Genomic DNA, 26,007 nt, shown 5'->3' with positions numbered 1-26,007 from the left:
TGGTCGCATGGAGCTCTGGCGTGGCGAACTGCGATGGCCGATCAAGTCGTCCTTCGTCGAGTACGTGCGTCGTTCGGGTGGCGACGTGCGCGTGGAGGGCGGGGCGTTCGTCGACGACGAGGAGTTCGCCTACCCGCGAGGCGCGACCGACTCCGCCTGGCTAGCTGGAGAGTCGCCCGTGGGCAGCGCCAGCTTCGTCGGCTCGGTGAGGCTCACGGGGCACGGAGGCATGCTCGACGTGACGTTCCGCAACCCGCAGCTCGTCTTCGACGGCGACGGGGCGAGGCTCGTCGTGCAGGGGGAGGACGGTGCACTGATCGACTTCGCGAGCTGCGAGGTCGGTACGCCGCTCGTCCGCAATGACGTGGCCGAATGGCTGGGGGTGCGCGTGATCCTCACCCCTGCCGGCTCGAGCGTCTTCAACGGCATGTACCGCCCGTACTCGGAGATGGACTCGTTGAACTTCACGCTCGCCCTCGGGCGGACGGAGTCCCCGCGCGAGGAGCGCGCCTAGTCCGAAGGCGTGACGACGGTCTCTTCCGGCGCTTCGTCCGTCGTCATCCCCGGTGCCTGTGTTAGGTCCGGCAGGATGCCCGCTTCCGTGAGCTGCTTCGCAAGGCCAGCGCCATCGGGCGCGTAGACCCACGGCACCGGCGCGTTCTTGCGCCAGTGTGCGCTCGCTGCGCGGCCGCCAGCGAGGACAGCCTCGCTCGTCGACAGCTGCCGGATGGCGATGGCGAGCACTCGGTCAGGGTGGCGGCTCGTGAACTCGCCGTAGATCTGCTCGTCGTGCTGGCCGTCGTCACCCACGAGGATCCACTTGATGTCGGGGAACTCGCGGGCGAGTCGGTCGAGGTTCGACACCTTGTGGTCGAGCCCTGACCGGAAGATGCGCTCGGGGGTCGGGCCCCAGTCGGTGAGCAGCAGCGGGCCAGCGGGGTAGAGGTTGCGTCCCAGGAACCGAGCAAGCGTCGGAGCCACGTTCCACGGCCCGGTCGACAGGTAGACGACGGGTGTCTCGCTGCGCCCGAAGGACGTGAGGATGCGCTCGGAGAGCACGTTCATGCCGGGCGTCGGGGTGCGCGCGTGCACATCGAGCACGAAGGTGTTCCACGCGGCGAGCATGGGGCGGGGGAGCGCTGTCACCATGACCGTGTCGTCGATGTCCGAGAGGAGTCCGACGCGCTGTTCGTCGGCCACGATGAAGACGGGGGCCGTGCTCGTCTGCCGGTCGAAGCTCTCGAAGGTGATGGTGTTCCAGCCCGGGGGGAGGCTCGCGGGCAGGTTGATGTCGATGATGCCGCCTCGGTCGGCTTTGACCGCGTGCCTGACGCCATCGATGATGACGGTCGCGGGCACGTTCCCGGCGGACACTCGTGCGAAGCTCCGCCAGCCGCGGACGACCGATTCGCGGCGCTTGCGCCGGAGGAGCCTCGAGAGGCTGAAGCGCCGCCTGCTGCCGGGCGGGGCCATGTGGACGCGCGCGAGCGCGCGGACCCATGTCGTGGTCCCGTATCCCGTGTAGGGCTCGAGGACGGTGAGGTAGCCACGCTTCCGGACGAGCTTGACTCGCACGAGGCGGACGCGGTCTTCGATCCGGAAGGCGTTGTCGATGACGGCCCGCACGGGCCTGAGCCCAAGCAGCCAGCGTTCGAGCGGGGACTGGGCGTCGGAGGTCGGCGTCACCCGCTCATCCTCGCACGCCGGCGGTCTCGGCGTCTGAGTTGTCTGCGTCCGTGTTGCCTGTGCCGGGCTTGCCTTGTTCGTCGGCGGCACGAGCTGCAGCCTCGTCGAGGTCCCGGTTCATGACCTTCCCGATGGATCGCTTCACGAGCCACATGAGGACGAGGAACACGACGATCACGCCGACGAAGAGGTAGCCGGCCCAGTGCAGGGACGACGAGAGCTCTCGGAACCCGGCTGACGCCCCTGCCGCGGCACTCACGTAGGCGGTCGACCAGATGACGCAGGCCGGAATGGTCCACGCGAGGAATCGTCGGTAGCGCATGCCGCCCATGCCTGCGGTGAGCGGCACGAGGGAGTGCAGGACCGGGAGGAATCGGGAGATGAGGACTGCGGGGCCACCGCGGCGCTGGATGAGGAGCTCCGCGCGCTGCCAGCGGTCGTCTCCGAGCCAGCGGCCCACTCGTGAGGCGCGGATCCGTGGCCCGAAGGTGCGGCCGAGCCAGAACCCGAAGGATTCGCCGAGCAGCGCACCGATGATCGACGCGGTGATCGTCAGGACCCAGGGGAGCGGGGCGTCGATCCCCGTGCTGAGCGCGAGCAGGACCGTCTCGCCTGGCACGATGAGCCCGATCAGCACGCTCGTCTCGAGCAGGATTGCGACACCCACCAGCACGATCCGCCAGACGGGAGGCACGGATTCGATGGACTCGAGGGCGGTCTCGATCAGCTCGTTCATGCTCTCGTCCCCGCATTCATGTCCGCGACTCTAGGGCCACAAGTTTGGCGTCCCTGGGGATTCTCCACCGTTACCGTTTCGTTACACTTACTACATTATGTAGAAAAGCCTGGTGGGGCCAGCAATGTCGCCGAACTAAGGGCCTCCTATTCGACAACATGTAGGAGAACGCGGCGTACCATCGAGATCAGGAATCGCGCTGCGCTTCCAGGGCCTCGCGCCCAACCCCAGACGCATCAGGAGGCCCCGTGGACGCCCTGCTGGATCCACTCATTCTCGCGCGGTGGCAGTTCGGTGTCACGACCATCTACCACTTCCTCTTCGTGCCCGTCACGCTGGGTCTGGTCCTCGCCATCGCGATCTGGCAGACGGCCTGGGTGCGCACGGGCAAGGTCACGTACCTGCGACTCACGAAGCTCTTCGGCAAGATGTTCCTCATCAACTTCGCCATGGGCGTCGTGACCGGCATCGTGCAGGAATTCCAGTTCGGAATGAACTGGTCCGACTACTCCCGCTTCGTCGGCGACGTGTTCGGTGCTCCGCTCGCGTTCGAGGGACTCGTGGCGTTCTTCCTCGAGGCGACCTTCATCGGGCTGTGGATCTTCGGCTGGGACAAGCTGCCGCCGAAGCTGCACCTCGCCACCATCTGGATGACCATGATCGGAACGTGGACCTCGGCCTACTTCATCCTGGCCGCCAACGCGTTCATGCAGAACCCGGTCGGGTACGAGATGAACGAGGCAAACGGTCGAGCTGAACTCGTCGACTTCGGTGCCGTGCTGACCAACCCGGTTGCGCTCGCCGCGCTGCCGCACACGATCTTCGCCTCCCTCATGGTGGGAGCGGCCATCATCATCGCGACCGCCGCGTGGCACCTCAAGCGCGACCAGAACCACGACGTCATGTGGCCCGCCCTCAAGTTCGGCCTCTGGTTCATGCTCGTCGGCGGCGTCGGCACCATGCTCAGCGGCGACCAGCTCGGCCTCGCCATGGTCGAGGCGCAGCCCATGAAAATGGCCGCCGCCGAGGCGCTGTACACGACTGCCACCGGCGCAGACGCATCCTTCTCGGTCTTCACGTGGGGAACCCCGGACGGCTCGTCCGAGCTCTTCTCCATCCGAATCCCCTACCTCCTCTCGTTCCTGTCGACGCACACGTTCGACGGAACGGTCGAGGGCATCAACGATCTGCAGGCGCAGTACACGGCGCTCTACGGGCCGGGCGACTACGCGCCGATCATCTGGGTCACGTACTGGTCCTTCCGCTGGATGATGGGCTTCGGCATGGCGTCCATCGCGGTCGCCGTGGCCGGGCTCTGGGTGACGCGCAAGAAGGCGAAGAACCCGCCGAGGAAGTGGATGTTCAACGTCGCGATCCTCACCGTCCTGTTCCCCACGCTGGGCATCACGGTCGGCTGGATCTTCACCGAGATGGGGCGCCAGCCCTGGCTGGTGTTCGGGCTGCTCAAGACCGAGTCCGGTGTCTCCCCGAACGTGAGCGGACTGAGCGTGCTCATCTCTCTCGTCGCGTTCACGGTCGTCTACGCGATCCTCGCGATCGTGGAGGTCAAGCTGCTGCTGAAGGCGGCTCAGTCCGAGCCGCCGAGTTTCGATTCGAATGCCGATGGCACCGTCGACGACGTTGCCGATGTCAAGGTGAAAGCGAGCGTCTACTGATGGATCTGCCCGTCCTCTGGTTCTGGATCGTCGCGTTCTTCTTCATCGGGTACTTCGTGCTCGACGGCTTCGACTTCGGCGTCGGCATCGCCCTCCCGTTCATCGGCAAGGACGACACCGACCGGCGAGTGCTCATCAACACGATCGGCCCGATCTGGGACCTCAACGAGACGTGGGTGATCGTCGCCGGGGCCGTGCTGTTCGCATCGTTCCCCGAGTGGTACGCGACGATCTTCTCGGGCTTCTACCTGCCGCTGCTGCTCATCCTGCTGGCGCTCATCGTCCGAGGCGTGTCGTTCGAGTACCGGCACCAGGGGAAGGGCGTCGAGTGGACCAGGTGGTTCGACTGGATGATCTTCGTCGGCTCGGTCGTGCCCGCCTTCCTGTGGGGCGTCGCGTTCGCGAACATCACGCAGGGGCTCGCACTCGATGAGAACTTCAACTACATCGGCTCGTTCTTCGATCTGCTGAACCCCTATGCGCTGCTCGGCGGGCTCACGACGCTCGCGCTGTTCTTCTACCATGGGCTGGTGTTCATCACGAGGAAGACCGAGGGGGAGATACTCGACCGTGCTCGCGCGCTCGCCCTGAAGGTCGGTGTGCTCGTCGCGGTGCTCGCGATCACGTTCCTCGGCTGGACGGTCACCGCGAACTTCTCGACCGCAGGCATGATGCTCGCGATGGTCGCCGTCCTCGCCTTCGTCGGCTCGTACGTCGGCACGCTGCTGCGTCGCGACGGCATCGCCTTCGCGCTGGGCGCGCTGACGGTGGCCACGGCCGTGCTGACGCTCTTCGCGTCGCTCTTCCCGAACCTCATCCCGAACACGCTCGACCCGGCCAACCCGCTGACGATCATCAACGGCTCCTCCAGCGACTACACGCTGACCATCATGAGCTGGGCCGCGCTCATCATCGTGCCGTTCGTGCTGGGATACCAGGCATGGACCTTCTGGGTCTTCCGGAAGCGCATCAGCCGCACCATGATCACGGGAGAAGCGCCCAAGGAGTCAGCGGCCGTGGCCGCCTAGCCTGTGAAACCCCTCGACCCCCGACTCCTGAGCCACGCCGCATCGGCACGAAGCTTCTTCGTGCTCGGCGCGGCCCTCGGGGTCGTGCAGACCGCATCCGTCATCGGCTTCGCCTGGCTGGTCACCCACCTCATCGTGTCGGCGATCGCGGGTGAGCGCGTCGACGAGCTCATGCCGTGGTTCGGGGCGCTGCTCGCGGTCATCGTGGTGCGCAGCGCCGCGACCTGGGGGATGGAGGCCGTCTCCGCCCGTGCCGCCGCGAAGGTCAAGAGCGAGCTGCGCTCGAAGCTGCTGGCGTCCATCGCGAGGCTCGGGCCGGCCTGGCTGGCCAGCACGTCGAGCTCCCGGCTCACGACCCTTGCTGGACCGGGGCTCGGCGCCCTCGACACCTACTTCTCGAAGTACCTGCCGCAGCTCATCCTCACGGCCATCGCAGCGCCCGTGCTGATCGTCGTCATGGCGATCTGGGACCTCCCGTCCGCCATCACCGTCATCATCACCCTGCCGCTGATCCCGGTGTTCATGATCCTTATCGGCTGGGCGACGCAGAAGGTGCAGCAGCGGCAGTGGTCGGCGCTCTCGACGCTCGCGACGGGGTTCCTCGAGGTCGTCGAGGGGCTCTCGACACTCAAGATCTTCGGCAGAGCCGAACGGCAGCCCGCGCGCATCCGGCAGGTCACCGACGACTACCGGGTCGCGACGATGAAGGTCCTCCGCCTCTCGTTCATGTCCGGTTTCGCGCTCGAGCTGCTCGCGAGCCTCTCGGTGGCGCTCATCGCCGTCACGATCGGCATCCAGCTCATCAACCGCGAGATGTCGCTCGAAGTGGGACTCTTCGTGCTGCTCCTCGCCCCCGAGGTGTACCTGCCGCTGCGCCAGGTCGGCGCCCAGTTCCACGCCGCGGCCGATGGCGTCGCCGCGTCCGAGGACGTGTTCGCGGTGATCGAGGAGGCCGACGCGGCTCCCGGCGGACCGCAGACCGCCGCGCGGGGCGCCTTCCACGCGGGACGCGCGCGTCCGGACAGCCCCCGGGGGGATCTCGTGCTCAGCGGTGTCACGGCCGGCTACGAGGGTCGGTCCGTGCTGCGGGATCACAGCCTCGTCGCTCCGGCCGGGCACGTGACGGCGATCGTCGGTCCGTCGGGCGCGGGCAAGTCGACGCTGCTCGCCGTCGTCCGGGGCACGGTCGACGCGGCCGGCTCCGTGACGGTCGGCGGTGAGCGCCTGACCGGCGACGCGCGACGCGCGGCCATCGCATGGATGGGCCAGTCGCCGTCACTGATCGAAGGAAGCATCGCCAAGAACGTGGCCCTCGGCCAACCGGACGCGAGCTCCGACGAGGTGCGCACCGCACTCACCGACGCGGGCCTCGGGTTCCTCGACGCCGACCGGATGCTCGGCGTCGCCGGAACGGGCCTGTCCGGCGGGCAGGCGCAGCGCCTCGCCCTCGCCCGCACGCTGCTGCGCGCGCGTCGCCTCGACTGCCCCGTCGCGCTGTTCGACGAGCCGAGCTCCGCGCTCGACGCCGAGACCGAGCGTCGCATCGCGGCGGCCTTCCGAACCCTCGCCGACGAAGGACGCGTCGTCCTCGTCGTCAGCCACCGGCCCGCGCTCGTCGCGTCCGCGGACTGCGCCCATACCGTCGAACGACTCGAGGCGGTGGCCAGCGCATGACTCGTCTCCAGGAACGCCCGTCCGCCGACGAGCGCCGAATCCTGCGCCTCGCCATGCCGTCTGCGCGTCGACTGTGGCCGTCGATCGCGATCGGGCTGCTCAGCGCCATCTGCGCCGTCGCGCTCCTCGCCACGAGCGCGTACCTGCTCACGCGGGCCTCCGAGATCATCCACATCCTGCTGCTCGGCATCGCCATCGTCGGCGTCCGCGCGTTCGCCATCGGGCGTGCGGTCTTCCGCTACGTCGAACGGCTGCTCGGACACGACGCCTCCTTCCGTCAGCTCGCGGAACTGCGAGTCGGTGTGCTCGAGCGACTGATCCCGCTTGCGCCAGCCGGACTCGCCACGCATCGTCGCGGCGACCTGCTGACCCGCCTCGTGAGCGACGTCGACGAGCTGCAGTTCCTGCCGCTCCGAGTCGCGCAGCCCCTCATCATCGCCGGGCTCACGTCGACGCTCGCCGTCGTCGGCATCTGGCTCGTGAGCGCGCCTGCGGCGATCGTGCTCGCCCTCTGCCTCCTGCTGGCCGGCATCGTCGCGACGGCGACGAACCTGGCCATCTCGGGCCGCGCCGACCGGGAGGCCGCGCCGCTGCGCGCCGCGCTCAACGACCGCATCTACGAGACCGTCTCCACCTTCGAGACGCTCGAGGCATATGGAGCGCTCGACGCGAAGCTCGCGGAGGTCGACGCGGCGGATGCGCGCCTCAGGGACGCGCTCGTCTCCCGGGCTCGGGGCAGCGGCGCGGTCGCCGGCTCCGTGATGCTCTTCTCGGGCCTCGCGACGGCGGGCGCCCTCGCAGTCGGCATCGACCCGACGGTCGACGGCAGCCTGCTCGCGCCCATGCTGACCCTGATCGCGCTGGTGCCGATGGCCCTCTTCGAGATCTTCGCGCAGGTACCCCAGGCGGTGGCCGCCTGGCGCCAGGTCAGAGCGAGCGCGGTTCGAGTCGCCGACGTGGCACCGGGGGACGCGCCGACGAGCCTGCCGGACGCCCAGCCCCTTCCGGAGCCGCGGCAGGGACCGACCCGGCCCGTGACGCTGGCACTCCACGACGTGTCCGCGTCCTGGCCCGGCGAACCAGAGCCCGCGATCCGCGGCATCTCCCTCGAGCTCGCACCGGGCGACCGCCTGCTCGTCGAGGGCGAATCGGGCGCTGGCAAGACGACGCTCGCCAACGTCCTCGTCCGGTTCCTGGACCACGAAGGCTCGTACCGGCTCAACGGGGTCGAGGCCAAGGAGTACGCGCCCGCACAGGTGCGCGGCGTCGTCGGACTCATCGAGCAGCGGCCCCACATCTTCGACGAGACCATCAGGCAGAACCTGCTCTTCGCGAAGCCGGATGCCGATGACACCGAACTCGAGGCCGTCCTCGGACGAGTGGGACTCGGAGAGTGGCTCGAAGAGCGGGGCGGACTCGAAGCCAGAGTCGGCGAGCACGGCTCGCTCGTGTCTGGCGGGCAGGCGCAGCGCATCGCCCTCGCGCGCGGCATCCTCGCAGACTTCCCGGTGCTCGTGCTCGACGAGCCGACGGCCAACGTCGACCCCGCGCTCGCCGACCGGCTCGTGGCTGAGCTGCTCGACGCATCCGGTGCCGAACGCTCGGTCGTGATCATCTCGCACACCCCCGTCGACCCATCCCTCGTGACTCGCGCGCTTCGCCTCGGCGGCGAGTAGTCTTGGGCGTTGGTGTGCAACGCGAAGAGCCCCGTGCTTCGCGTGGAATCCCGCCGCTCGCGGCGAGACCCACCCTCCGTGCAGCAACCGGCAACGCGATGAGACCTCCTCACCGCCGCGCGACCTGCAAGAAAATGGAAGAGGAAATCTGTGACCGAAGCGACAGGCGCTGAGCCCCAGGACTACGACTTCAAGGCTCTCGAGGCGAAGTGGTCGGCTGAATGGGATCAGCTTCAGCCTTTCGCGACGAACCTCGCGGGCGACGACCGCCCACGCAAGTACGTCCTCGACATGTTCCCGTACCCCTCCGGCGACCTGCACATGGGCCACGCCGAGCAGTACGCGCTCGGCGACGCCGTCGCGCGCTACTGGCGTCACCAGGGCTTCAACGTCCTGCACCCCATCGGCTGGGACTCCTTCGGCCTCCCCGCCGAGAACGCCGCCATCAAGAACGGCGGCGACCCCAAGGACTGGACGTACGAGAACATCGCCCAGCAGCGCGCCTCCATGAAGCGCTACGCGGCGTCCTTCGACTGGAACCGCGTCATCCACACCTCCGACCCCGAGTACTACCGCTGGAACCAGTGGCTGTTCCTGCAGATGTACGAGCGAGGCCTCGCCTACCGCAAGTACTCCGACGTGAACTGGTGCCCGAACGACCAGACCGTGCTCGCCAACGAGCAGGTCATCGACGGACACTGCGAGCGCTGCGACGCGATCGTCGTGAAGAAGAAGCTCAACCAGTGGTACTTCAAGATCACCGACTACGCCGACCGGCTCATCGACGACCTCAACCAGCTCGAAGGGCACTGGCCGCAGAAGGTCATCACGATGCAGCGCAACTGGATCGGGCGCTCGCTCGGTGCAGACGTCGACTTCGTCGTCGAGGGCAGGGACGAGCCCGTCACGGTCTTCACCACGCGACCGGACACGCTCTACGGCGCGACCTTCATGGTCGTCGCTCCGGACTCCGACCTCGCCGCAGAGCTGGCCGAAGGCGCGAGCGACGAGGTGCGCGAGCGCTTCGCCAAGTACCTCGCCGACACGCGCGCGCTCGACTCCATCGACCGACAGTCGAGCGACCGTCCGAAGACGGGCGTCGACCTCGGCCGCTTCGCCATCAACCCACTGAGCGGGGAGCGTCTCCCGATCTGGGCAGCCGACTACGTCCTCGCCGACTACGGGACCGGCGCGATCATGGCCGTGCCCGCACACGACCAGCGCGACCTCGACTTCGCGCGCGCCTTCGACCTGCCGGTCAAGGTGGTCGTCGACGTCACACAGGCCGTCACGGGCGTCATCCCGATCATCCCCGAAGACGGCTCGATGCCGGAGTTCGAGGACCTGCACCCCGCCAAGACCGGCGAAGCGCTGTCCGGCGACGGCAGACTCACCAACTCGGGACCGCTCGACGGACTCTCGAAGCGCTCGGGCATCCAGGCCGCGATCGAGCTCCTCGACGAGCGCGGCACGGGGCGCGCCGCCAAGAACTACCGACTGCGTGACTGGCTGATCTCCCGCCAGCGCTACTGGGGCACGCCCATCCCGATCCTGCACGGCGAGAACGGCAAGGAGGTGCCCGTGCCGCTCGACCAGCTGCCCGTGCGCCTGCCGGAGGCCGAGGGCCTCGACCTGCGACCCAAGGGCGCCTCGCCGCTGGGCGGCGCGACCGACTGGGTGAACACGGTCGACCCCGAGACGGGCGAGCCCATGCTGCGCGACACGGACACGATGGACACGTTCGTCGACAGCTCCTGGTACTTCCTGCGCTTCCTGTCGCCGAACAACGAGCTCGCCGCGTTCGACGAGAAGACCGCATCGAGCTGGGCGCCCGTCGACCAGTACGTGGGCGGCGTCGAGCACGCCATCCTGCACCTGCTCTACGCGCGCTTCATCACGAAGGTGCTGTACGACCTCGGGCACGTCGACTTCACGGAGCCGTTCTCCGCGCTGCTCAACCAGGGCATGGTCGTCATGGACGGCAAGAAGATGTCGAAGTCGAAGGGCAACGTCGTGAGCCTCTCGGCGGAGCTCGACCAGTACGGCGTCGACGCCGTCCGCCTGACGATGCTCTTTGCGAGCCCTCCGGAAGACGACGTCGACTGGGCCGATGTGTCCGTCGCGGGCTCTGGCAAGTTCCTGGCGCGCGCCTGGCGCATCTCCGGTGAGGTCACGAGCCCCCTGGGCGTCGACTTCGGTGAGGGCGACCGGGGCCTGCGTCGCGAGACGCACCGCTTCCTCGCCGACGTCCCGCAGCTCGCGAGCGGGTTCAAGTTCAACGTCGTCATCGCGCGGCTCATGGAGCTCACCAACGCGACCCGCAAGGCCATCGACTCGGGCGCAGGCCCCGCTGACCCCGCCGTGCGCGAGGCCGCGGAGGCCATTGCGGTCGTGCTCGACATGTACGCCCCGCACACGGCGGAGGACATGTGGCAGCGCCTCGGCCACGAGGGCAGCATCTCGCACGTCAAGTGGCCGACGGCCGCCCGCTCGCTGCTCACGCAGGACCAGGTGACGGCGGTCGTGCAGGTCAACGGCAAGGTGAAGCACCGCCTCGACGTGCCGCCGACCATCGACGAAGCGTCGCTCGAGCAGCTCGCGATCTCCTCGCCGAAGGTGCAGGCAGCCATCGACGGGCGCGAGATCGTCAAGATCATCGTGCGTGCCCCGAAGCTCGTCAACATCGCCGTCAAGGGCTAGCAAGCCCTCCGCTGGCCGGCGCCGGACGCGCCCCCGCTCAGTCGAGCGGGGGCGCGTCTTCGCGTCGGACCGCCTTCCTCACTCCGACTCCCTCTTCCATTTCGGGATGGCTTTCTCGCCTCGGGATGGTTTGTTTTCCATCCCGAAGCGAGAAAGCCATCCCGAGAGTCGGTCACGAGTCGCTCGGCGACTCTGCAGACATGTCCGCTGAGAGGAGTCAGCTCTCCACAGTTTGCGACTTCGAAGGCACCCGGATGCCCGGGCGGTCGTAGCGTGCGATCGTGTCCGAATCCGAGCTGGCCGACCTCTTCGAGCGTCCGTCCCGACCGCGCCTGCGGATCGGGGTGGGCGCCGCGGTCGTGCTCGTGCTCGTCGTGCTGGCGGGGGCGATCGCGATCGCAGCGTTCCGGCCGACGCCGAGCCTGGGAGCTATCGGGGTGCCGTCGCCGTCGGCCAGCTTCGAGCTCGATTCGACGGAGGCGCCCGCTGGCAGCGAGGGGGCGACCACCGAGACGCTGCTGGTGCATGTCGTCGGTGCGGTCGGGGCCCCTGGCGTCTACGAGGTCCCACCTGGCGCACGCGTGGTCGACGGCATCGCCGCCGCCGGAGGCCTGGCGTCCGACGCCGACCCCTCGCTCCTCAATATGGCTCGCATGCTGGTCGACGGTGAGCAGCTGCACGTTCCCCGCCTCGGTGAGGCCCCGCCTGCGCCGGTCGCGACGGGTGTCGAGCCACCGGCTGCCGGGGGAGGCTCGGCCGAGGGAGGGGTCGTGAACCTGAACACGGCGACGGCGGCCGAGCTCGAGGAACTGCCTCGGATCGGGCCGGCGATGTCGGCCCGAATCATCGACTACCGCGAGCAGAACGGCGGCGGCGTCGCGCGCGATCAGGCGCAGGACAGCGTGCTCCTGCCCCGGCTGCACGCCGAGCGCCTCGGCATCAGGGATGCCCGACTCGTTCCTGCGGCGAGCGCCGTCTGGGGTGTCGCCTGGCTGTGTGTGACGTTCCCCGAGATTGCCTGGCGGATCACGGTCGGTGCGGTGCTCCTCGCCCTCTGCTGTCTGACGGCGGCGCTCGTCTGGCGGTCCAGGTCGCCCTCCGCGAGCGGAGTCCTGGCCACCCTGGCCGTCCTGGCCGCGGCGGTGGCGCTCGTGGCGGTGAGCGCTGCCGTCCAGCTCCCGGTCCGAGCGCCTGAGGCGCTGCGGGCCGCCGCTGCCGAGGGTGCGACACTCCGCGCGACGGGGACGCTCACGACCCTCGTCGGTGACAGTGCGGTCGGGGACCGTGAGCAGAGCGGCGACCGGGTCGGGGCGCAGCTTGAGGAGGCACCGCACTTCGAGGTGCTCCTCGACTCGTTCACGGCTGGGGGAAGCTCGGGAGGGGGCGGGGCCGCGCTCCTCGTCTTCGGTCAGCTGAGCCTGCCGGAGGACGCGGAGGCGCGCATTCCCGGGATCGGCTCGCGGGTCGTGCTGCGGGGCGAGCTGGGCCCGGCCGAGGCAGGCGACAGCGTGGCGGCCATGGTCTTCCTCGACGCTCCCGCCGAGGTCGTGCGGAGCCCCGGCGGGATCCTCGAGGTCACCGCGGGCGCGCGGGATGCGTTGGTGGATGCGGCGCGAGGGCTGCCCGGGCCCGGTTCCCAGCTGCTCCCCGGTCTCTCCGTCGGAGACACTCGCCTCGTGACGCACGAGCTCGACGTCCAGATGAAGGCCGCCGCCCTCACGCACCTCACCGCCGTCTCCGGCGCGAACTGCGCCATCGTCGTCGCGGCCGTGCTGGTGGTCGGGCGCCTGCTCGGAGTCCGACGCGGGGTGAGACTGGCTCTCGCCCTGGTGGTCCTGGCGGCCTTCGTGGCGCTCGTGACCCCGGAGGGGAGCGTCGTCAGAGCCAGCGTCATGGCAGCCGTCGTGCTGGCGCTCGAGACCACGTCTCGTCGCGTGAGCGGGCTCGCGCTGCTCTCACTCGCGGTCCTCACCGTGCTCGTGGCAGATCCGTGGCGCAGCCGCGACTACGGCTTCGCGCTCTCAGTGCTCGCGACGCTGGGGCTGCTGACGCTCGCGACCCCGATGAGCGACCGCCTCGCGAGGTTCATGCCCCGAGCTCTCGCCATGGTCCTCGCCGTGCCGGCAGCGGCGCAGCTCGCCTGTCAGCCCGTCCTCCTGCTCCTCGCGCCACAGCTCCCGCTCTACGGTGTTGTCGCGAACGTGCTCGCTGCCCCGGCAGCGCCAGCCGCGACGCTCATCGGTCTCGTCGGCTGTCTCATCCTCGGTCTCGCTCCTTGGCTTGGTCATGCGCTGCTCTGGGTGGCGTGGGTCCCAGCCCAGTGGATCGGGCTCGTGGCTGGCGCGGTCAGCTCCTGGCCGGGTGCCCTCCTCCCGTGGCCTGGCGGTCTCCTGGGCGCGTCCCTCTGCCTCGTCGCGGTCGTCGTGCTTGTCCTCCTCATCCAGCGCTGGAGAGCGTGGCTCGCGCTGCTGCTCTGCGTCGCGATGGTCGCCTACCTCGGCACCGTCGTGGGCCAGGCCGTCTACCTGAGGCGCAGCATCCCGGGCAACTGGCGGTACGCGGCGTGCGACATCGGCCAAGGGGATGCGCTGCTCGTGCGAACGGAAGCCGGAACGGCGCTCATCGACACCGGTGCGGAGCCCGAGGCGTTGCTGTCCTGCTTCGAGACGCTCGGCGTCCGCGAACTCGCGCTTCTCGTGCTGTCGCACTTCGACCTGGACCACACCGGGGCCGCCATGGCGATGGTCGAGTCTGGAGTCACCATCGCGGTCCTTGTCGTCCCTGACACGAGCGAGGCCCGGGAGGAGCCGCTCGTCGCAGACCTGAGCGCCTCCGGGGCTCAGGTCACGTACGCGGCGAGCGGAGACTCGTGGACGCTCGGCGACCTCACCTGGAGCGCTCTCTGGCCGAAGCGCGGACGAAGCGGAGAGCCGTCGAGCGGGGGTGGCAACGACGGCAGTCTCGTGACGCTGCTCGAGCCTACGGCGTCGTGCGTGTCCGTCTGCCTGTCCCTGGCCGCCCTCGGCGACCTGGGGGAGGAGGCCCAGCGCGACGTCCTCCGCGAGCACGCGCATCCGCGAGCCGACATCGTCAAGATGGCGCACCACGGCTCGCGCGACCAGAGCGCGCAGCTGTACCAGGAGCTCGGCTCCTCGATCGGGCTCGTCTCGGTCGGTGCCGACAACGGCTACGGGCATCCGACGGATGCCGCACTCGGGATGCTCACCGCAGCTGGCACGCAGCCGCTGCGCACTGACGAGCTCGGCACCATCGTGGTCGGGGGCACGGTCGGGGGCCGCGGCGGCGGTCCGGATCAGCCGGTGATCGCCGGGATCGAGACCGTGACACGGACGAGGGGTCGATCGCGCTGGCGCGGGGGCGTTTGGTCCCGAGCCCAGACCCGTCGTCGCTACCATTGACGCATGGCACAGGCGAAGCGGGCGAGCACCCCCAAGAGGGCGATCCCCGTCCTCACCCACCGCGAGGTGCGGCCGGCCGGCATCGTCCTCGTCAGCGGCCCGGAGGACTACTTCGCCGAGACCGCAATCACGCGTCTGCGCGATGTGCTCCGCGCCGAGTCGCCCGACCTTGAGATCACCGAGATCGAGGCCTCCGGGTACTCGAGCGGCTACCTCACGACGCTTGTGAGCCCATCCCTGTTCTTCGAGCCGCGCCTCGTCATCATCCGCGGAGTGCAGCAGTGCACCGACGCGCTCATCGCCGACGTCGTGGACTACACGAAGATTCCCGTGGATGGCGCAACCCTGGTCCTCAGGCACGGCGGGGGAGTGCGCGGCAAGAAGCTCCTCGACGCGGTCCGGGCGGCCAAGGACGTCGCCGTCGAGATCGACTGCCAGAAGCCGAAGCCGAGCGAGCTCGTCGACGTCGTCGTCGCCGAGGTCCGAGGCGCCGGCCGACGCATCGAGCCGCAGGCCGCCGCGCTGCTTGTCGCCGCCTTCAACACCGACCTCGCCGAGCTCATCGGCGCCGCTCGTCAGCTCCTGACGGTCACGAGCGACACCATCACCGACGAGCACGTCGACAAGTACTTCGGTGGCCGCGTCGAGACGACGGGCTTCAAGATCGCGGATGCGGCGCTCGCCGGGCGAGTCCGCGACGCGCTCGCGCTTGTCCGACACGGGTTCTCGACCGGGCTGCACCCCGTGCCGATCGTCTCGGCCGTCGCCTCGAAGCTGCGCATCATGGCGAAGGTGCAGGGCGTCAGCGGGTCGGACGCGCAGATCGCGAGCCGTGCCGGGGCGTCCCCCTGGCAGGTCGGCCAGGCCCGTCGTGAGCTGCGCGACTGGGATGACTCGTCGCTCGGACGCGCCATCACGCTCGTCGCCGAGACCGACCACGCCGTCAAAGGCGGAGGCAAGGACCCGCAGTTCGCCGTGGAGCGGATGCTCCGCTGCATCGCACTTCGCGACGTCTGACCGCATACGCCCACCCGGGCCACCTTCAGCTGACCGGTTTCCGTGGTGGAACGGCGCGCGCGTGTCCTTGGCACTCGCCGGAGGGCCCGTGATCACCCACGTTGGTGACGAGGTCCGACCGTCGCCCGGGGTCTGGCCTGAGACGTTCCGGCCCTAGAGCTTTGCGGCGACCCGCAGCACGGTGCCCCACGTGCGGACGGTCGCCGGTCCGCTCGACGTGTCAGCGCTCTTCGGCCGGCCGAGACGCTGAAGCACGGGCGACTGGATCTGCCCGTTGGGGCAGGAGACGTAGATCTCGCGGCCGCGCACGGCCCAGCGGTCCTCCTCGAGGTCGACGCCCTCAAGCGCGGCCGCCGCGCGCTCCTGGGGTGGCTCCACGCAGAACACGACGACGTAGCGGCTCGGATGCGGGTCGAGGGCCCTGAACGGGTCCAGCTCGACAACCGCTCGCCATTCGTCCGCGTCGCGCACGAGCGTGGGGACGTCGAGGTCGAAGGCGGCCGCCATCTCGGCGCGGAGCCTCGTCTCGAGTTCGCTGTTCGCGACCTCGGCGGGGGCGTCGAGCAGCACGTTGCCCGTCTGCAGCACCGTCGCGATGCTGGTGTGCCCGGCCGCCTCGAGCGCGGCCTTGAGGTCCGCCATCGGGAGCTTCCGGTGCTGACCCAGGTTGATGCTCTGCAGGAGGGCGACACGACGAATCGACCCCCGCGCCTCGGACGAGGATGCGGGGGTCGATGTCGGCATGACGGGAGGCTTAGAGCGCTGCGACCGTCTTGGCGATGGCCGACTTGCGGTTCGCTGCCTGGTTCTTGTGGATGACGCCCTTGGAGACGGCCTTGTCGAGCTTCTTGGCAGCGAAGGTGAGCGCGAGCTCAGCCTGCTCCTTGTTGCCCTCGGAGACAGCCGAACGCACGCGACGGATAGCCGTGCGGAGTTCGCTCTTGTAGGCGCGGTTGCGCTCGGTCGCCTTGCGGTTGGTGCCGATGCGCTTGATCTGCGACTTGATATTTGCCACGTTGCTTCTTTCTTACAGGAAGGTGTACTGGAACGGTGCCGCACGGAAGAGGGCCGTGCCGCCAATCCGCGCCGAGTGGGCGACGCGTAAGCCAAACAGAAACTCTACCAGGCTTCAGGCGACGTCGGTACCCGGCAGTGTTCTAGGCCGAATCCGCGATGGTGATCGCGAGCTCGGCCGGCGCATCCGTCTTCGTGCCGAACACGACCGTACCGGTCGCGACCTTGTCGATGAAGAACCGGTCGTGGCTGACGACGATGACGGCGCCGGGGAAGTGCACGAGCGCGCGCTCCATGACCTGCGTGCTCGGCAGGTCGAGGTGGTTGGTCGGCTCGTCGAGCACGAGCACGGAGGCGCCGGAGAGCAGGCACTGGGCCATCGCGACCCTGGCGCGCTGCCCGCCCGAGAGGGTCCCGATGCGGGACTTCAGCTCTGCCTCGCTGAAGCGGAACATGCTGAGGAAGCGTGCGACGGACTTCTTCGTGGCCCGGAGCGCGATGCTGTCCGGCATGGCGTTGACCGAGTGCGAGACGGTGTCCGACTCGTCGAGCTCGGCGAGCACCTGGTTGTAGGAGACGACCTTGACGCCGTTCGGCCAGTCGACCCGCCCGGTGTCGGCCTTCTCCTCGCTCGTGAGCACGCGCAGGAGCGTCGACTTGCCGCTGCCGTTCGGGCCGATGACGGCGATGCGGTCACCGCGGTGCACCTCGAAGGTGACGTCGTCGAAGAGCGTGCGCTCCCCGTAGCTCTTGCCGAGGCCGGACACGCGCGCGAGCACATCCTTGACGTGCAGCGAGCCGTAGATCTCGGTGACGATCTCGTCGACCGGCCGAGGCGCGCGCTTCTTCTTGATGCTCGAGAGGCGCTTGCCGAGCCCGGAGCCGCCGGCCTTCGCGGCCTCTCGCCGGTCGGAGATGCCTTCGGCCTCGAAGGCGAGCAGCTCCGCCTCGTGCACGAACTGCGCCTGGAGGGTCTTGAGTCGGAACTGCTTCTGGATGACGTACTCGCCGAAGTCGCCCGGGTACTCGTGCAGGTGCAGGTTCTCGACCTCGAGGATGCGCGTGACCACGGCATCGAGGAACGTGCGGTCGTGCGACACGATGATCGCGGCGCCGCGGAACGAGCGGAACCACGTCTCGAGCCATTCGACGCCCGCGACGTCGAGGAAGTTCGTGGGCTCGTCGAGCAGCAGCACGTCCGGCTGCTCGAGCAGGAGCTTCGCGAGGGCGGCTCGGTTGCGCCAACCGCCGGAGAGCTTCTCGATGGGGCTCGTCCGGTGGTCCTCGTTGAAGCCGAGCTTCGTGAGGGCGGTGTCGATGTGCCGCTTGTAGTCCCAGCCGTCAGCCCGGTCCATCTGCTCGAAGAGCTCGGACTGGCGAAGGATGAGACGGTCGAGCCCGTCGGCGTCCGGTTCGGCGGCGATGGCGGCGTCGATCTGGGCGAGCTCGGCTTCCATCTCGTGGACGTGCGAGAACAGCGTCTCGAGCGTCTCCAGGATCGTCGAGGATCCGTCGAGCTCGGAGAACTGCGAGAAGTAGCCGATGCGCACGCCGTCGTCGATCGAGACGGTGCCGGTGTCGGGCGACACCTGCTCGAGGATGAGCTTCAGCAGCGTCGACTTGCCCGAGCCGTTCTGGCCGATGAGCCCGACGCGGTCGCCCCGGTCGAGCGTGAGGAAGACCTCCTTGAGCACGGGGGAGGGGCCGAAGCCGACCTCGACGTCGTTGAGGCGGATGAGACTCATGCAGTGGTGCCTTCCTGGGCGTTCTCGGGCGGTGCGTGCCGCTGGCAGCGCGCTTGATCGCCGGGCGATGAGCGGCGGACTCGCGGCTCATGGGAGGATAGGCGACACCATGTCACCACGCGCCTCCACTCCGCTCGAGCCGGCTCAGACCGACCCCGCCCGGATCCGCAATTTCTGCATCATCGCCCACATCGACCACGGCAAGTCCACCTTGGCCGACCGGATGCTGCAGCTCACGGGCTCCGTAGATGAGCGCGCCATGCGTGCACAGTACCTCGACCGCATGGACATCGAGCGCGAGCGCGGCATCACGATCAAGAGCCAGGCCGTGCGCATGCCGTGGGCCGTCGAGGGCGACACCTTCGCGCTCAACATGATCGACACGCCCGGACACGTCGACTTCTCGTACGAGGTGTCACGTTCCCTTGCCGCCTGCGAGGGCGCCATCCTCCTCGTGGACGCAGCGCAGGGCATCGAGGCCCAGACGCTCGCGAATCTGTACCTCGCCATGGAGAACGACCTGGAGATCATCCCGGTCCTCAACAAGATCGACCTGCCGGCCGCCGACCCGGACCGCTTCGCGGCCGAGATCGCGAACCTCATCGGTGGCGACCCCGACGACGTGCTGCGCGTGAGCGGCAAGACGGGCATGGGCGTCGAGGAGCTCCTCGACCGCGTCGTCGAGCGCATCCCGGCCCCGGTCGGTGTCGCGGATGCTCCGGCCCGCGCGATGATCTTCGACTCGGTCTACGACGCCTACCGCGGCGTCGTCACCTACGTTCGCGTCGTCGACGGCGAGCTCAAGGCCCGCGACAAGATCAAGATGATGTCGACCGGCTCCACGCACGAGATGCTCGAGATCGGCGTCTCGTCGCCCGAGCCCACCGTCGCCAAGGGCCTCGGCGTCGGCGAGGTCGGCTACCTCATCACGGGTGTCAAGGATGTCCGCCTCTCGAAGGTGGGTGACACCGTCACGGGAAGCACCCGGCCGTCCGAGGACCCGCTGCCCGGCTACACCGAGCCGAAGCCCATGGTCTTCTCCGGCCTCTACCCGATCGACGCCGGCGACTACCCGGAGCTGCGTGAGGCGCTCGACAAGCTCAAGCTCTCCGACGCTGCCCTCAACTACGAGCCGGAGACGTCCGTTGCGCTCGGCTTCGGCTTCCGCGTCGGCTTCCTCGGCCTCCTCCACCTCGAGATCGTCACCGAGCGCCTCATGCGCGAGTTCGATCTCGACCTCATCACGACCGCGCCGTCGGTCGTCTACGAGGTCAAGACGGAGGACAAGCAGCTCCACACGGTCACGAACCCGAGCGAGTACCCCGAGGGCAAGATCCTCGAGGTGCGCGAGCCGATGATGCGCGCCGCGATCCTCGCGCCGAAGGACTACGTCGGCAAGATCATGGAGCTCTGCGAGGGCAAGCGCGGAACGCTCATCAGCATGGACTACCTCAGCGAGGAGCGCGTCGAGCTGCGCTACTCGATGCCGCTCGGCGAGATCGTGTTCGACTTCTTCGACCAGCTCAAGAGCCGGACGCAGGGGTACGCCTCCCTCGACTACGAACCCATGGGCGACCAGGTCGCCGACCTCGTGAAGGTCGACATCCTGCTGCAGGGCGAGCGCGTCGACGCGTTCAGCGCCGTCATCCACAAGGACAAGGCGTACGCCTACGGGCTCCTCATGACCGAGCGTCTGCGCAAGCTCATCCCGCGCCAGCAGTTCGAGGTGCCGATCCAGGCAGCCATCGGTGCCCGCATCATCGCCCGCGAGACCATTCGCGCCATCCGCAAGGACGTGCTGGCCAAGTGCTACGGCGGCGATATCTCGCGAAAGCGCAAGCTGCTCGAGAAGCAGAAGGCCGGCAAGAAGCGCATGAAGATGGTCGGACGCGTGGAAGTGCCGCAGGAAGCATTCATCGCCGCCCTCAGCGGTGATGTCGAGAAGAAGAAGTAGCAGCAGTCTTTACCTAGTGGAAGTAGCCTGAGAGACGTGATGGAACAGGACAACCCTTTCGGCCAGGTGCTCGTCGCACTCGTGACCCCGATGACGCACGACGGAGAAGTCGATTGGGCGGGCGTCGAGAAGCACATCGACGACGTCATCTCGGCTGGCGCTGACGGCATCGTCGTCACCGGGACGACTGGCGAGACGTCGACGCTCACCGACGCCGAGAAGCTCAAGCTCGTCGTCGTCGGCAAGGAGGTCTCGGCGGGGCGCGCGAAGATCATCACCGGTGGCCCGTCGAACGAGACGGCGCACGCCATCCAGCTCGCCAAGCAGTCGGCGGATGCGGGCGCCGACGGCGTCATGGCCGTCACGCCCTACTACAACAAGCCGACCCAGGCTGGCGTGCTCACGCACTTCCGCATGATCGCGGACGCGACCGATCTGCCGCTCATCCTCTACGACATCCCGGGCCGCACCGGCATCCCGATCACGTACGAGACGATCCTGCGCCTCGCCAAGCACCCGAACATCATCGCGGTGAAGGACGCCAAGGGCGACCTCGCGCAGGTGTCGCGTGTGCTCAACCAGACGGAGCTGCTCTACTTCTCGGGTGACGACGCCAACACGCTGCCGCTCCTCTCGATCGGTGCGACCGGCCTCATCGGCGTGACCGCGAACATCGCGTCGCAGCCGTACCGCACGATGATCGACGCCGTCAACGCGGGCGACCTCCGGACCGCGACGGATGCGCATCAGCGCCTCGAGCCGCTCGTCCGGGCCACCATGACCCACGTGCCGGGCACCGTGGCGACCAAGTACATCCTGCACGGCCTCGGCCGCATCAAGTCCCCGCGAGTTCGGTTGCCGCTTGTCGGTCCCGAGGAGTGGGAAGCCGCCCTCATCGAGGACGAGCTCGACCTGGTTCGCGACGTCGAAGGCGCGAGCTTCACGAACTTCCGGCCTGACCGCAACGCGGCCGCGGGTGGTGCGCTCCCGCGCATCCCAGGCACAACCCGCTGATTCGACCATTCCACCAGCGGCAACGCTGACTTCTCTAAGGCTCATATGACAAAGACCGAACACCTTCCCAAGCTCGCTGCAGGCTCCATGCGGATCATCCCGCTCGGAGGCCTGGGCGAGGTCGGCCGCAACATGGCGACGTTCGAGATCGACGGGAAGATCCTCATCGTCGACTGCGGCGTCCTCTTCCCCGAGGAGACGCAGCCCGGGGTCGACCTGATCCTGCCCGACTTCGACTCGATCCGCGCTCGTCTGGACGACGTCGTCGGCATCGTGCTGACACACGGCCACGAGGACCACATCGGAGCTGTGCCGTACATCCTCCGACTCAAGCCGGACATCCCGCTCATCGGCTCCACGCTGACGCTCGCGCTCGTCGAGGCGAAGCTCAAGGAGCACCGCATCAAGCCGTACACGCTCACGGTGGCGGAGGGTCAGGTCGAGGAGCTCGGCCCGTTCTCGCTCGAGTTCGTGGCCGTCAACCACTCGATCCCGGATGCGCTCGCCGTGCACATCACGACGGACGCGGGCACCGTGCTCCACACGGGTGACTTCAAGATGGACCAGCTGCCGCTCGACGGCCGCCTCACGGACCTCCGCGCGTTCGCGCGTCTCGGCGAAGAGGGCATCGACCTCTTCATGGCCGACTCCACCAACGCCGAGGTTCCGGGCTTCACGCCCACGGAGCGCAATATCGGCCCGGTCATCGAGGACGTCATCTCGCGCACGAAGGGCAAGGTCGTCGTCGCGAGCTTCTCGAGCCACGTGCACCGCGTGCAGCAGGTCATCGACGCCGCAGCGGCCAATGGCCGTCGCGTCGCGCTCATGGGTCGCTCCATGGTGCGCAACATGGGCATCGCCTCCGAGCTCGGCTACTTGAACGTGCCGCAGGGCGTGCTCATCGACCACAAGAAGGCACTCAAGCTGCCCGACAACGAGATCGTCTTCATGTCGACCGGGTCGCAGGGTGAGCCGATGGCTGTCCTCAGCCGCATCGCGTCGAAGACGCACGCCATCGAGGTTGGGGAGGACGACACCGTCATCCTGGCGTCGAGCCTCATCCCTGGCAACGAGAACTCGGTGTTCCGCGTCATCAACGCGCTCATCAAGCTCGGCGCGAACGTCGTGCACAAGGCGAACGCCAACGTCCACGTCTCGGGCCACGCCGCCGCGGGCGAGCTGCTCTACTGCTACAACATCCTGCAGCCGCGCCAGGTCATGCCCGTGCACGGCGAGATCCGTCACCTCGTCGCCAACGCCGAGATCGCGAAGAAGTCCGGCATCGCCGACGCGAACGTGCTGGTCGTCGAGAATGGCGCCGTCATCGACATGAAGGACGGCGTCGCACGCCAGGTCGCGCAGCTCGACATCGGCTTCATCTACGTCGACGGCTCGACGGTCGGCACGATCACCGACGCCGACCTCAAGGACCGGCGCATCCTCGCTGAGGAGGGATTCATCTCGATCTTTACGGTGGTCGAAGCGGCGACGGGCAACATCCTCGTCGGCCCCGAGATCCACGCACGAGGCTTCGCGCCGGATGAGGCCGTCTTCGACGACATCATCCCCGGCATCCAGAAGGCGCTCAAGGAGGCCGTCGAGGCGGGCAACTCGAATTCGTACCAGCTCTCGCAGGTCGTGCGTCGCACGATCGGCCGCTGGGTCAACACGAAGCACCGCCGTCACCCGATGATCATCCCGGTGGTCATCGAAGCCTGACGTCGTGCTCCGGGGGCCGCCGATCTCGGCGGCTCTCGGGGCGTCATCCTCGATCCTGTCGGTGGCCGCAGGTACCTTGGGCACCATGGCCACAACCTCGTCCAACACGAAGCGAACCCCCGCGCCCAAGAAGCGGGCGAGCGCGGCAGCTGCGAAGGCTCCGGTGGAGACCGAGAAGCCCGGCATCGCGACCCGAGCCTGGATGGCAGCGGCGAACGTCGCAGGCCAGACGGCTCGCGCGTTGGGGCCCGAGACGCTCGAGAAGGATCAGCGGCGCGACGGATTCCCGTTCCTGCTCTTCCTGCTCGCGGTCATCGGCGGCGTGGTCGTCTGGTTCTTCCCGGGCAACGGCGTTGCGATGGCCCTCAACGACTTCACCTTCGGCGGGCTCTTCGGCCGCATCTCCTACGCCCTGCCGGTGGTGCTCGCCTTCTTCGCCCTCTGGCTTTTCCGTCACCCTTCATCAGTGAGTGACAACGGCCGGATCGGCGTCGGCCTGTTCCTCGGCCTGGTGTCGAGCTCAGCGATCTGCCACGTCATCGCGGACAACCCGGACCCGGCGAACGGCATGCCCGCCCTTGCGCTCGGCGGCGGAGTGTTCGGCTGGCTCCTCGGCGGCACCCTCGGGGTCATCATCACCCCCATCGGTGCGGCCATCGTCGCGGGATTGCTCGTCCTGCTCTCGGTCTTCATCATCACGAAGACCCCTCCGCACAAGGTCGTCTCTCGACTGCGCGAGCTCTGGGGGTGGATGTTCGGCATCGACGAGGAGTCCGCGGCCCACGCACGCTCCGCGAAGCCCGGCAAGGCAGCGGGCGGCGACGAGGAGAGCCTGCTCGGCGACGATGACCGCTCGCGTTCCGCCGACGCCGAGCGACTTCCCTGGTGGCGCCGGAACGAGTCCGGCCGTGAAGACGACGTCGACTACGAGGAGCAGCCATACGAGACGGCGGTCGCCGACACCAAGAAGCACGAGCACCACCGCATCGATCCCGAGGCGACGACGACCGTGCTGCGAGGGCTCACCTCGGAAGACCCCGACAACGCCGTCACCGGGCCGCAGCCCACCGCGGTGCTCCCGGGCCTGCGCATGGACGACGCGACCGATGTCATCGACGTCGCAGCACCGACCCTCTTCTCCGCGACCGGTATCCAGGACGACTCGGCGCCGACCGACCCGGACGAGTTCGCTGACCTCTTCGGCGCGCCTCCGGCTTCTGCGGCTGCCGTCGTGACGACCCCGTCCCCTGAGGGTGCTCCCGAAGCCGCCGAAGAGGACGGCGAGCAGTGGGACTCCCGCGACGCCGACTCGTCCGGCCAGGGGTACAGCCTCCCAGTGCAGTCGATGCTGTCCAGGGGCGCGCCCGCGCTGGCCCGCACCGAGGCGAACGACCTCATCGTGGAGGCGCTGAACTCCACGTTCGCTCAGTTCAAGGTCGACGCCAAGGTGACCGGCTTCTCGAGGGGGCCGACGGTGACACGCTACGAGGTCGAGGTGGCCCCCGGTGTCAAGGTCGAACGAGTCACGCAGCTCTCGAACAACATCGCGTACGCGGTCAAGAGCAACCAGGTGCGTATCCTGTCGCCGATCCCCGGCAAGAGCGCGATCGGCGTCGAGATCCCCAACTCAGACCGCGAGGTCGTGTCCCTCGGCGACGTCCTCCAGTCGCCGGAGTCGATCGCGGCCAGGCACCCCATGACGATCGGTGTCGGCAAGGACGTCGAGGGTGGCTTCGTGCTCGCCAACCTCGCGAAGATGCCGCACCTCCTCGTCGCCGGTGCAACGGGTGCCGGAAAGTCGAGCTTCGTCAACTCGATGATCGTGTCGCTCCTGATGCGCGCGACGCCGGCCGAGGTGCGCATGGTGCTCGTCGACCCGAAGCGCGTCGAGCTGACGCCGTACAGCGGAGTTCCTCACCTGATCACGCCCATCATCACGAACCCCAAGAAGGCAGCGGAGGCGCTGCAGTGGGTCGTGAAGGAGATGGAGATGCGCTACGACGACCTGGAGAGCTTCGGCTACCGGCACGTCGACGACTTCAACGCCGCGATCAGGTCGGGCGGCATCGTCCTGCCCGAGGGGTCGAAGCGCAAGCTCAAGCCGTACCCGTACCTGCTCGTCGTGGTCGACGAGCTCGCCGAGCTCATGATGGTCGCGCCCCGCGACGTCGAGGATTCCATCGTCCGCATCACCCAGCTGGCCCGCGCCGCGGGAATCCACCTCGTGCTCGCGACGCAGCGTCCAAGCGTCGATGTCGTCACAGGACTCATCAAGGCGAACGTCCCGAGTCGTCTCGCGTTCGCCGTGACGAGCTCCACCGACTCACGCGTCATCCTCGACCAGGTCGGTGCCGAGTCGCTCATCGGGCAGGGTGACGCGCTCTTCCTGCCGTCCGGAGCGAACAAGGCCGCCCGAGTGCAGGGCGCGTGGGTCAACGACAAAGAGATCATGGAGATCGTCGCGCACGTCAAGCGCCAGGCGCAGCCCGAGTACCGGGCCGACGTCGCGCAGGTCGTGGAGAAGAAGGAGATCGACGCCGATATCGGGGACGACCTCGAGCTCCTGCTCGCGGCGGCGGAGCTCGTCGTGAACTCGCAGTTCGGCTCGACCTCGATGCTGCAGCGCAAGCTGCGCGTCGGCTTCGCGAAGGCCGGGCGCCTCATGGACCTCATGGAGTCCCGCGAGATCGTCGGGCCCTCCGAGGGGTCCAAGGCCCGCGACGTGCTCGTCACGGCCGAAGAGCTGCCGGGCGTTCTGGCCCGCATCCGGGGACAGGATCCCGCTGCGGGCGCCTCAGCGCCGGCCGCCGCCGCGATACCGGCAGAGTCTGACGGCATGGCCGCGTCGTTCGATGCAGTCGCCGCCCAATACGATGGGCTTGAAGAAGTCGAAGGCGAGAGCGGCGACGAAGACGCCTGGGGTCTGACGGGGCGCGACTAGCGAGAGGC

The 26,007-nt window shown here is 68.3% G+C and carries 17 protein-coding genes; 12 read left to right on the top strand and 5 right to left on the bottom strand.

Features of this window, described 5'->3' with window-relative positions; translation table 11 throughout:
- The first annotated feature begins 7 nt into the window (after positions 1-7).
- Entirely contained in the window at positions 8-514 is a 507-nt protein-coding gene (locus tag C5C17_RS08880; RefSeq protein WP_104253041.1) for an HtaA domain-containing protein, read from the top strand.
- Here the strand turns inward: C5C17_RS08880 and C5C17_RS08875 are convergent.
- Positions 511-1,686, bottom strand: coding sequence for an App1 family protein (locus C5C17_RS08875; protein ID WP_258066098.1), 1,176 nt, complete (start codon positions 1,684-1,686; stop codon positions 511-513). The genes C5C17_RS08880 and C5C17_RS08875 overlap by 4 nt on opposite strands.
- A gap of 4 nt (positions 1,687-1,690) precedes the next feature.
- Positions 1,691-2,422, bottom strand: a complete 732-nt coding sequence (locus C5C17_RS08870; RefSeq protein ID WP_104253040.1) for a DedA family protein — start codon at positions 2,420-2,422, stop codon at positions 1,691-1,693.
- A 248-nt stretch (positions 2,423-2,670) separates the two neighbouring features.
- Between C5C17_RS08870 and C5C17_RS08865 the strand changes: the two genes are divergently transcribed.
- The 7 genes from C5C17_RS08865 to holA all read left to right on the top strand — a co-directional run bounded on the left by C5C17_RS08865 (position 2,671) and on the right by holA (position 15,612).
- Entirely contained in the window at positions 2,671-4,098 is a 1,428-nt protein-coding gene (locus tag C5C17_RS08865; RefSeq protein ID WP_104253039.1) for a cytochrome ubiquinol oxidase subunit I, read from the top strand.
- Positions 4,098-5,126, top strand: a complete 1,029-nt coding sequence (cydB, locus tag C5C17_RS08860; RefSeq protein WP_104253038.1) for a cytochrome d ubiquinol oxidase subunit II — start codon at positions 4,098-4,100, stop codon at positions 5,124-5,126. The genes C5C17_RS08865 and cydB overlap by 1 nt, the downstream gene beginning before the upstream one ends.
- Before the next feature lie 3 nt (positions 5,127-5,129).
- Entirely contained in the window at positions 5,130-6,800 is a 1,671-nt protein-coding gene (gene cydD / locus C5C17_RS08855; RefSeq protein ID WP_104253037.1) for a thiol reductant ABC exporter subunit CydD, read from the top strand.
- Positions 6,797-8,476: a thiol reductant ABC exporter subunit CydC gene (cydC, locus tag C5C17_RS08850; protein ID WP_104253036.1), complete on the top strand. Its 1,680-nt coding sequence runs from the start codon at positions 6,797-6,799 to the stop codon at positions 8,474-8,476. The genes cydD and cydC overlap by 4 nt, the downstream gene beginning before the upstream one ends.
- Positions 8,477-8,626: 150 nt before the next feature.
- The gene (gene leuS, locus C5C17_RS08845; RefSeq protein WP_104253035.1) at positions 8,627-11,176 is read left to right on the top strand and encodes a leucine--tRNA ligase; all 2,550 of its coding nucleotides are present in this window, start codon (positions 8,627-8,629) and stop codon (positions 11,174-11,176) included.
- Between the two features lie 281 nt (positions 11,177-11,457).
- Entirely contained in the window at positions 11,458-14,595 is a 3,138-nt protein-coding gene (locus C5C17_RS08840; RefSeq protein WP_104253034.1) for a ComEC/Rec2 family competence protein, read from the top strand.
- A 3-nt stretch (positions 14,596-14,598) separates the two neighbouring features.
- On the top strand, positions 14,599-15,612 hold the full coding sequence (gene holA / locus C5C17_RS08835) for a DNA polymerase III subunit delta (RefSeq protein WP_104253033.1): 1,014 nt from the start codon (positions 14,599-14,601) through the stop codon (positions 15,610-15,612).
- A gap of 153 nt (positions 15,613-15,765) precedes the next feature.
- On the opposite strand, the gene C5C17_RS08830 is transcribed toward holA, so the two are convergent.
- From C5C17_RS08830 to C5C17_RS08820, 3 genes are all read right to left on the bottom strand, one after another.
- Positions 15,766-16,356: a DUF1697 domain-containing protein gene (locus tag C5C17_RS08830; protein WP_104253032.1), complete on the bottom strand. Its 591-nt coding sequence runs from the start codon at positions 16,354-16,356 to the stop codon at positions 15,766-15,768.
- A 10-nt stretch (positions 16,357-16,366) separates the two neighbouring features.
- Positions 16,367-16,627: a 30S ribosomal protein S20 gene (rpsT, locus tag C5C17_RS08825; protein ID WP_068493103.1), complete on the bottom strand. Its 261-nt coding sequence runs from the start codon at positions 16,625-16,627 to the stop codon at positions 16,367-16,369.
- A gap of 142 nt (positions 16,628-16,769) precedes the next feature.
- On the bottom strand, positions 16,770-18,371 hold the full coding sequence (locus tag C5C17_RS08820; RefSeq protein ID WP_104253031.1) for an ABC-F family ATP-binding cassette domain-containing protein: 1,602 nt from the start codon (positions 18,369-18,371) through the stop codon (positions 16,770-16,772).
- 109 nt (positions 18,372-18,480) lie between these two features.
- Between C5C17_RS08820 and lepA the strand changes: the two genes are divergently transcribed.
- The 4 genes from lepA to C5C17_RS08800 all read left to right on the top strand — a co-directional run bounded on the left by lepA (position 18,481) and on the right by C5C17_RS08800 (position 25,999).
- A complete protein-coding gene (gene lepA / locus C5C17_RS08815) occupies positions 18,481-20,325 on the top strand; it encodes a translation elongation factor 4 (RefSeq protein ID WP_104253030.1) in 1,845 nt (614 codons plus the stop codon).
- A gap of 39 nt (positions 20,326-20,364) precedes the next feature.
- On the top strand, positions 20,365-21,339 hold the full coding sequence (gene dapA / locus C5C17_RS08810) for a 4-hydroxy-tetrahydrodipicolinate synthase (RefSeq protein ID WP_104253029.1): 975 nt from the start codon (positions 20,365-20,367) through the stop codon (positions 21,337-21,339).
- Between the two features lie 45 nt (positions 21,340-21,384).
- Positions 21,385-23,058 (top strand): ribonuclease J, encoded by a 1,674-nt coding sequence (locus C5C17_RS08805; protein ID WP_104253028.1) that lies wholly within the window; start codon positions 21,385-21,387, stop codon positions 23,056-23,058.
- Positions 23,059-23,143: 85 nt separating this feature from the next.
- Entirely contained in the window at positions 23,144-25,999 is a 2,856-nt protein-coding gene (locus C5C17_RS08800; RefSeq protein ID WP_104253027.1) for a DNA translocase FtsK, read from the top strand.
- Positions 26,000-26,007 lie beyond the last annotated feature (8 nt).

This window comes from Pseudoclavibacter sp. RFBA6, from assembly GCF_002931575.1.
Taxonomy (GTDB): Bacteria; Actinomycetota; Actinomycetes; order Actinomycetales; family Microbacteriaceae; genus Pseudoclavibacter; species Pseudoclavibacter terrae.
The sequence above is the reverse complement of the archived record's forward strand: the minus strand, read 5'-3'. Positions and strand labels throughout refer to the sequence as shown.

What these genes read in the sequence shown, in the direction of transcription:
- C5C17_RS08880 (WP_104253041.1), top strand. Translation starts at nt 8, where the DNA reads ATGGAGCTCTGGCGTGGCGAACTGCGATGGCCGATCAAGTCGTCCTTC.
- C5C17_RS08870 (WP_104253040.1), bottom strand. Translation starts at nt 2,422, where the DNA reads ATGAACGAGCTGATCGAGACCGCCCTCGAGTCCATCGAATCCGTGCCT.
- cydB (WP_104253038.1), top strand. Translation starts at nt 4,098, where the DNA reads ATGGATCTGCCCGTCCTCTGGTTCTGGATCGTCGCGTTCTTCTTCATC.
- cydC (WP_104253036.1), top strand. Translation starts at nt 6,797, where the DNA reads ATGACTCGTCTCCAGGAACGCCCGTCCGCCGACGAGCGCCGAATCCTG.
- holA (WP_104253033.1), top strand. Translation starts at nt 14,599, where the DNA reads ATGGCACAGGCGAAGCGGGCGAGCACCCCCAAGAGGGCGATCCCCGTC.
- C5C17_RS08830 (WP_104253032.1), bottom strand. Translation starts at nt 16,356, where the DNA reads ATGCCGACATCGACCCCCGCATCCTCGTCCGAGGCGCGGGGGTCGATT.
- C5C17_RS08820 (WP_104253031.1), bottom strand. Translation starts at nt 18,371, where the DNA reads ATGAGTCTCATCCGCCTCAACGACGTCGAGGTCGGCTTCGGCCCCTCC.
- lepA (WP_104253030.1), top strand. Translation starts at nt 18,481, where the DNA reads ATGTCACCACGCGCCTCCACTCCGCTCGAGCCGGCTCAGACCGACCCC.
- dapA (WP_104253029.1), top strand. Translation starts at nt 20,365, where the DNA reads ATGGAACAGGACAACCCTTTCGGCCAGGTGCTCGTCGCACTCGTGACC.
- C5C17_RS08805 (WP_104253028.1), top strand. Translation starts at nt 21,385, where the DNA reads ATGACAAAGACCGAACACCTTCCCAAGCTCGCTGCAGGCTCCATGCGG.
- C5C17_RS08800 (WP_104253027.1), top strand. Translation starts at nt 23,144, where the DNA reads ATGGCCACAACCTCGTCCAACACGAAGCGAACCCCCGCGCCCAAGAAG.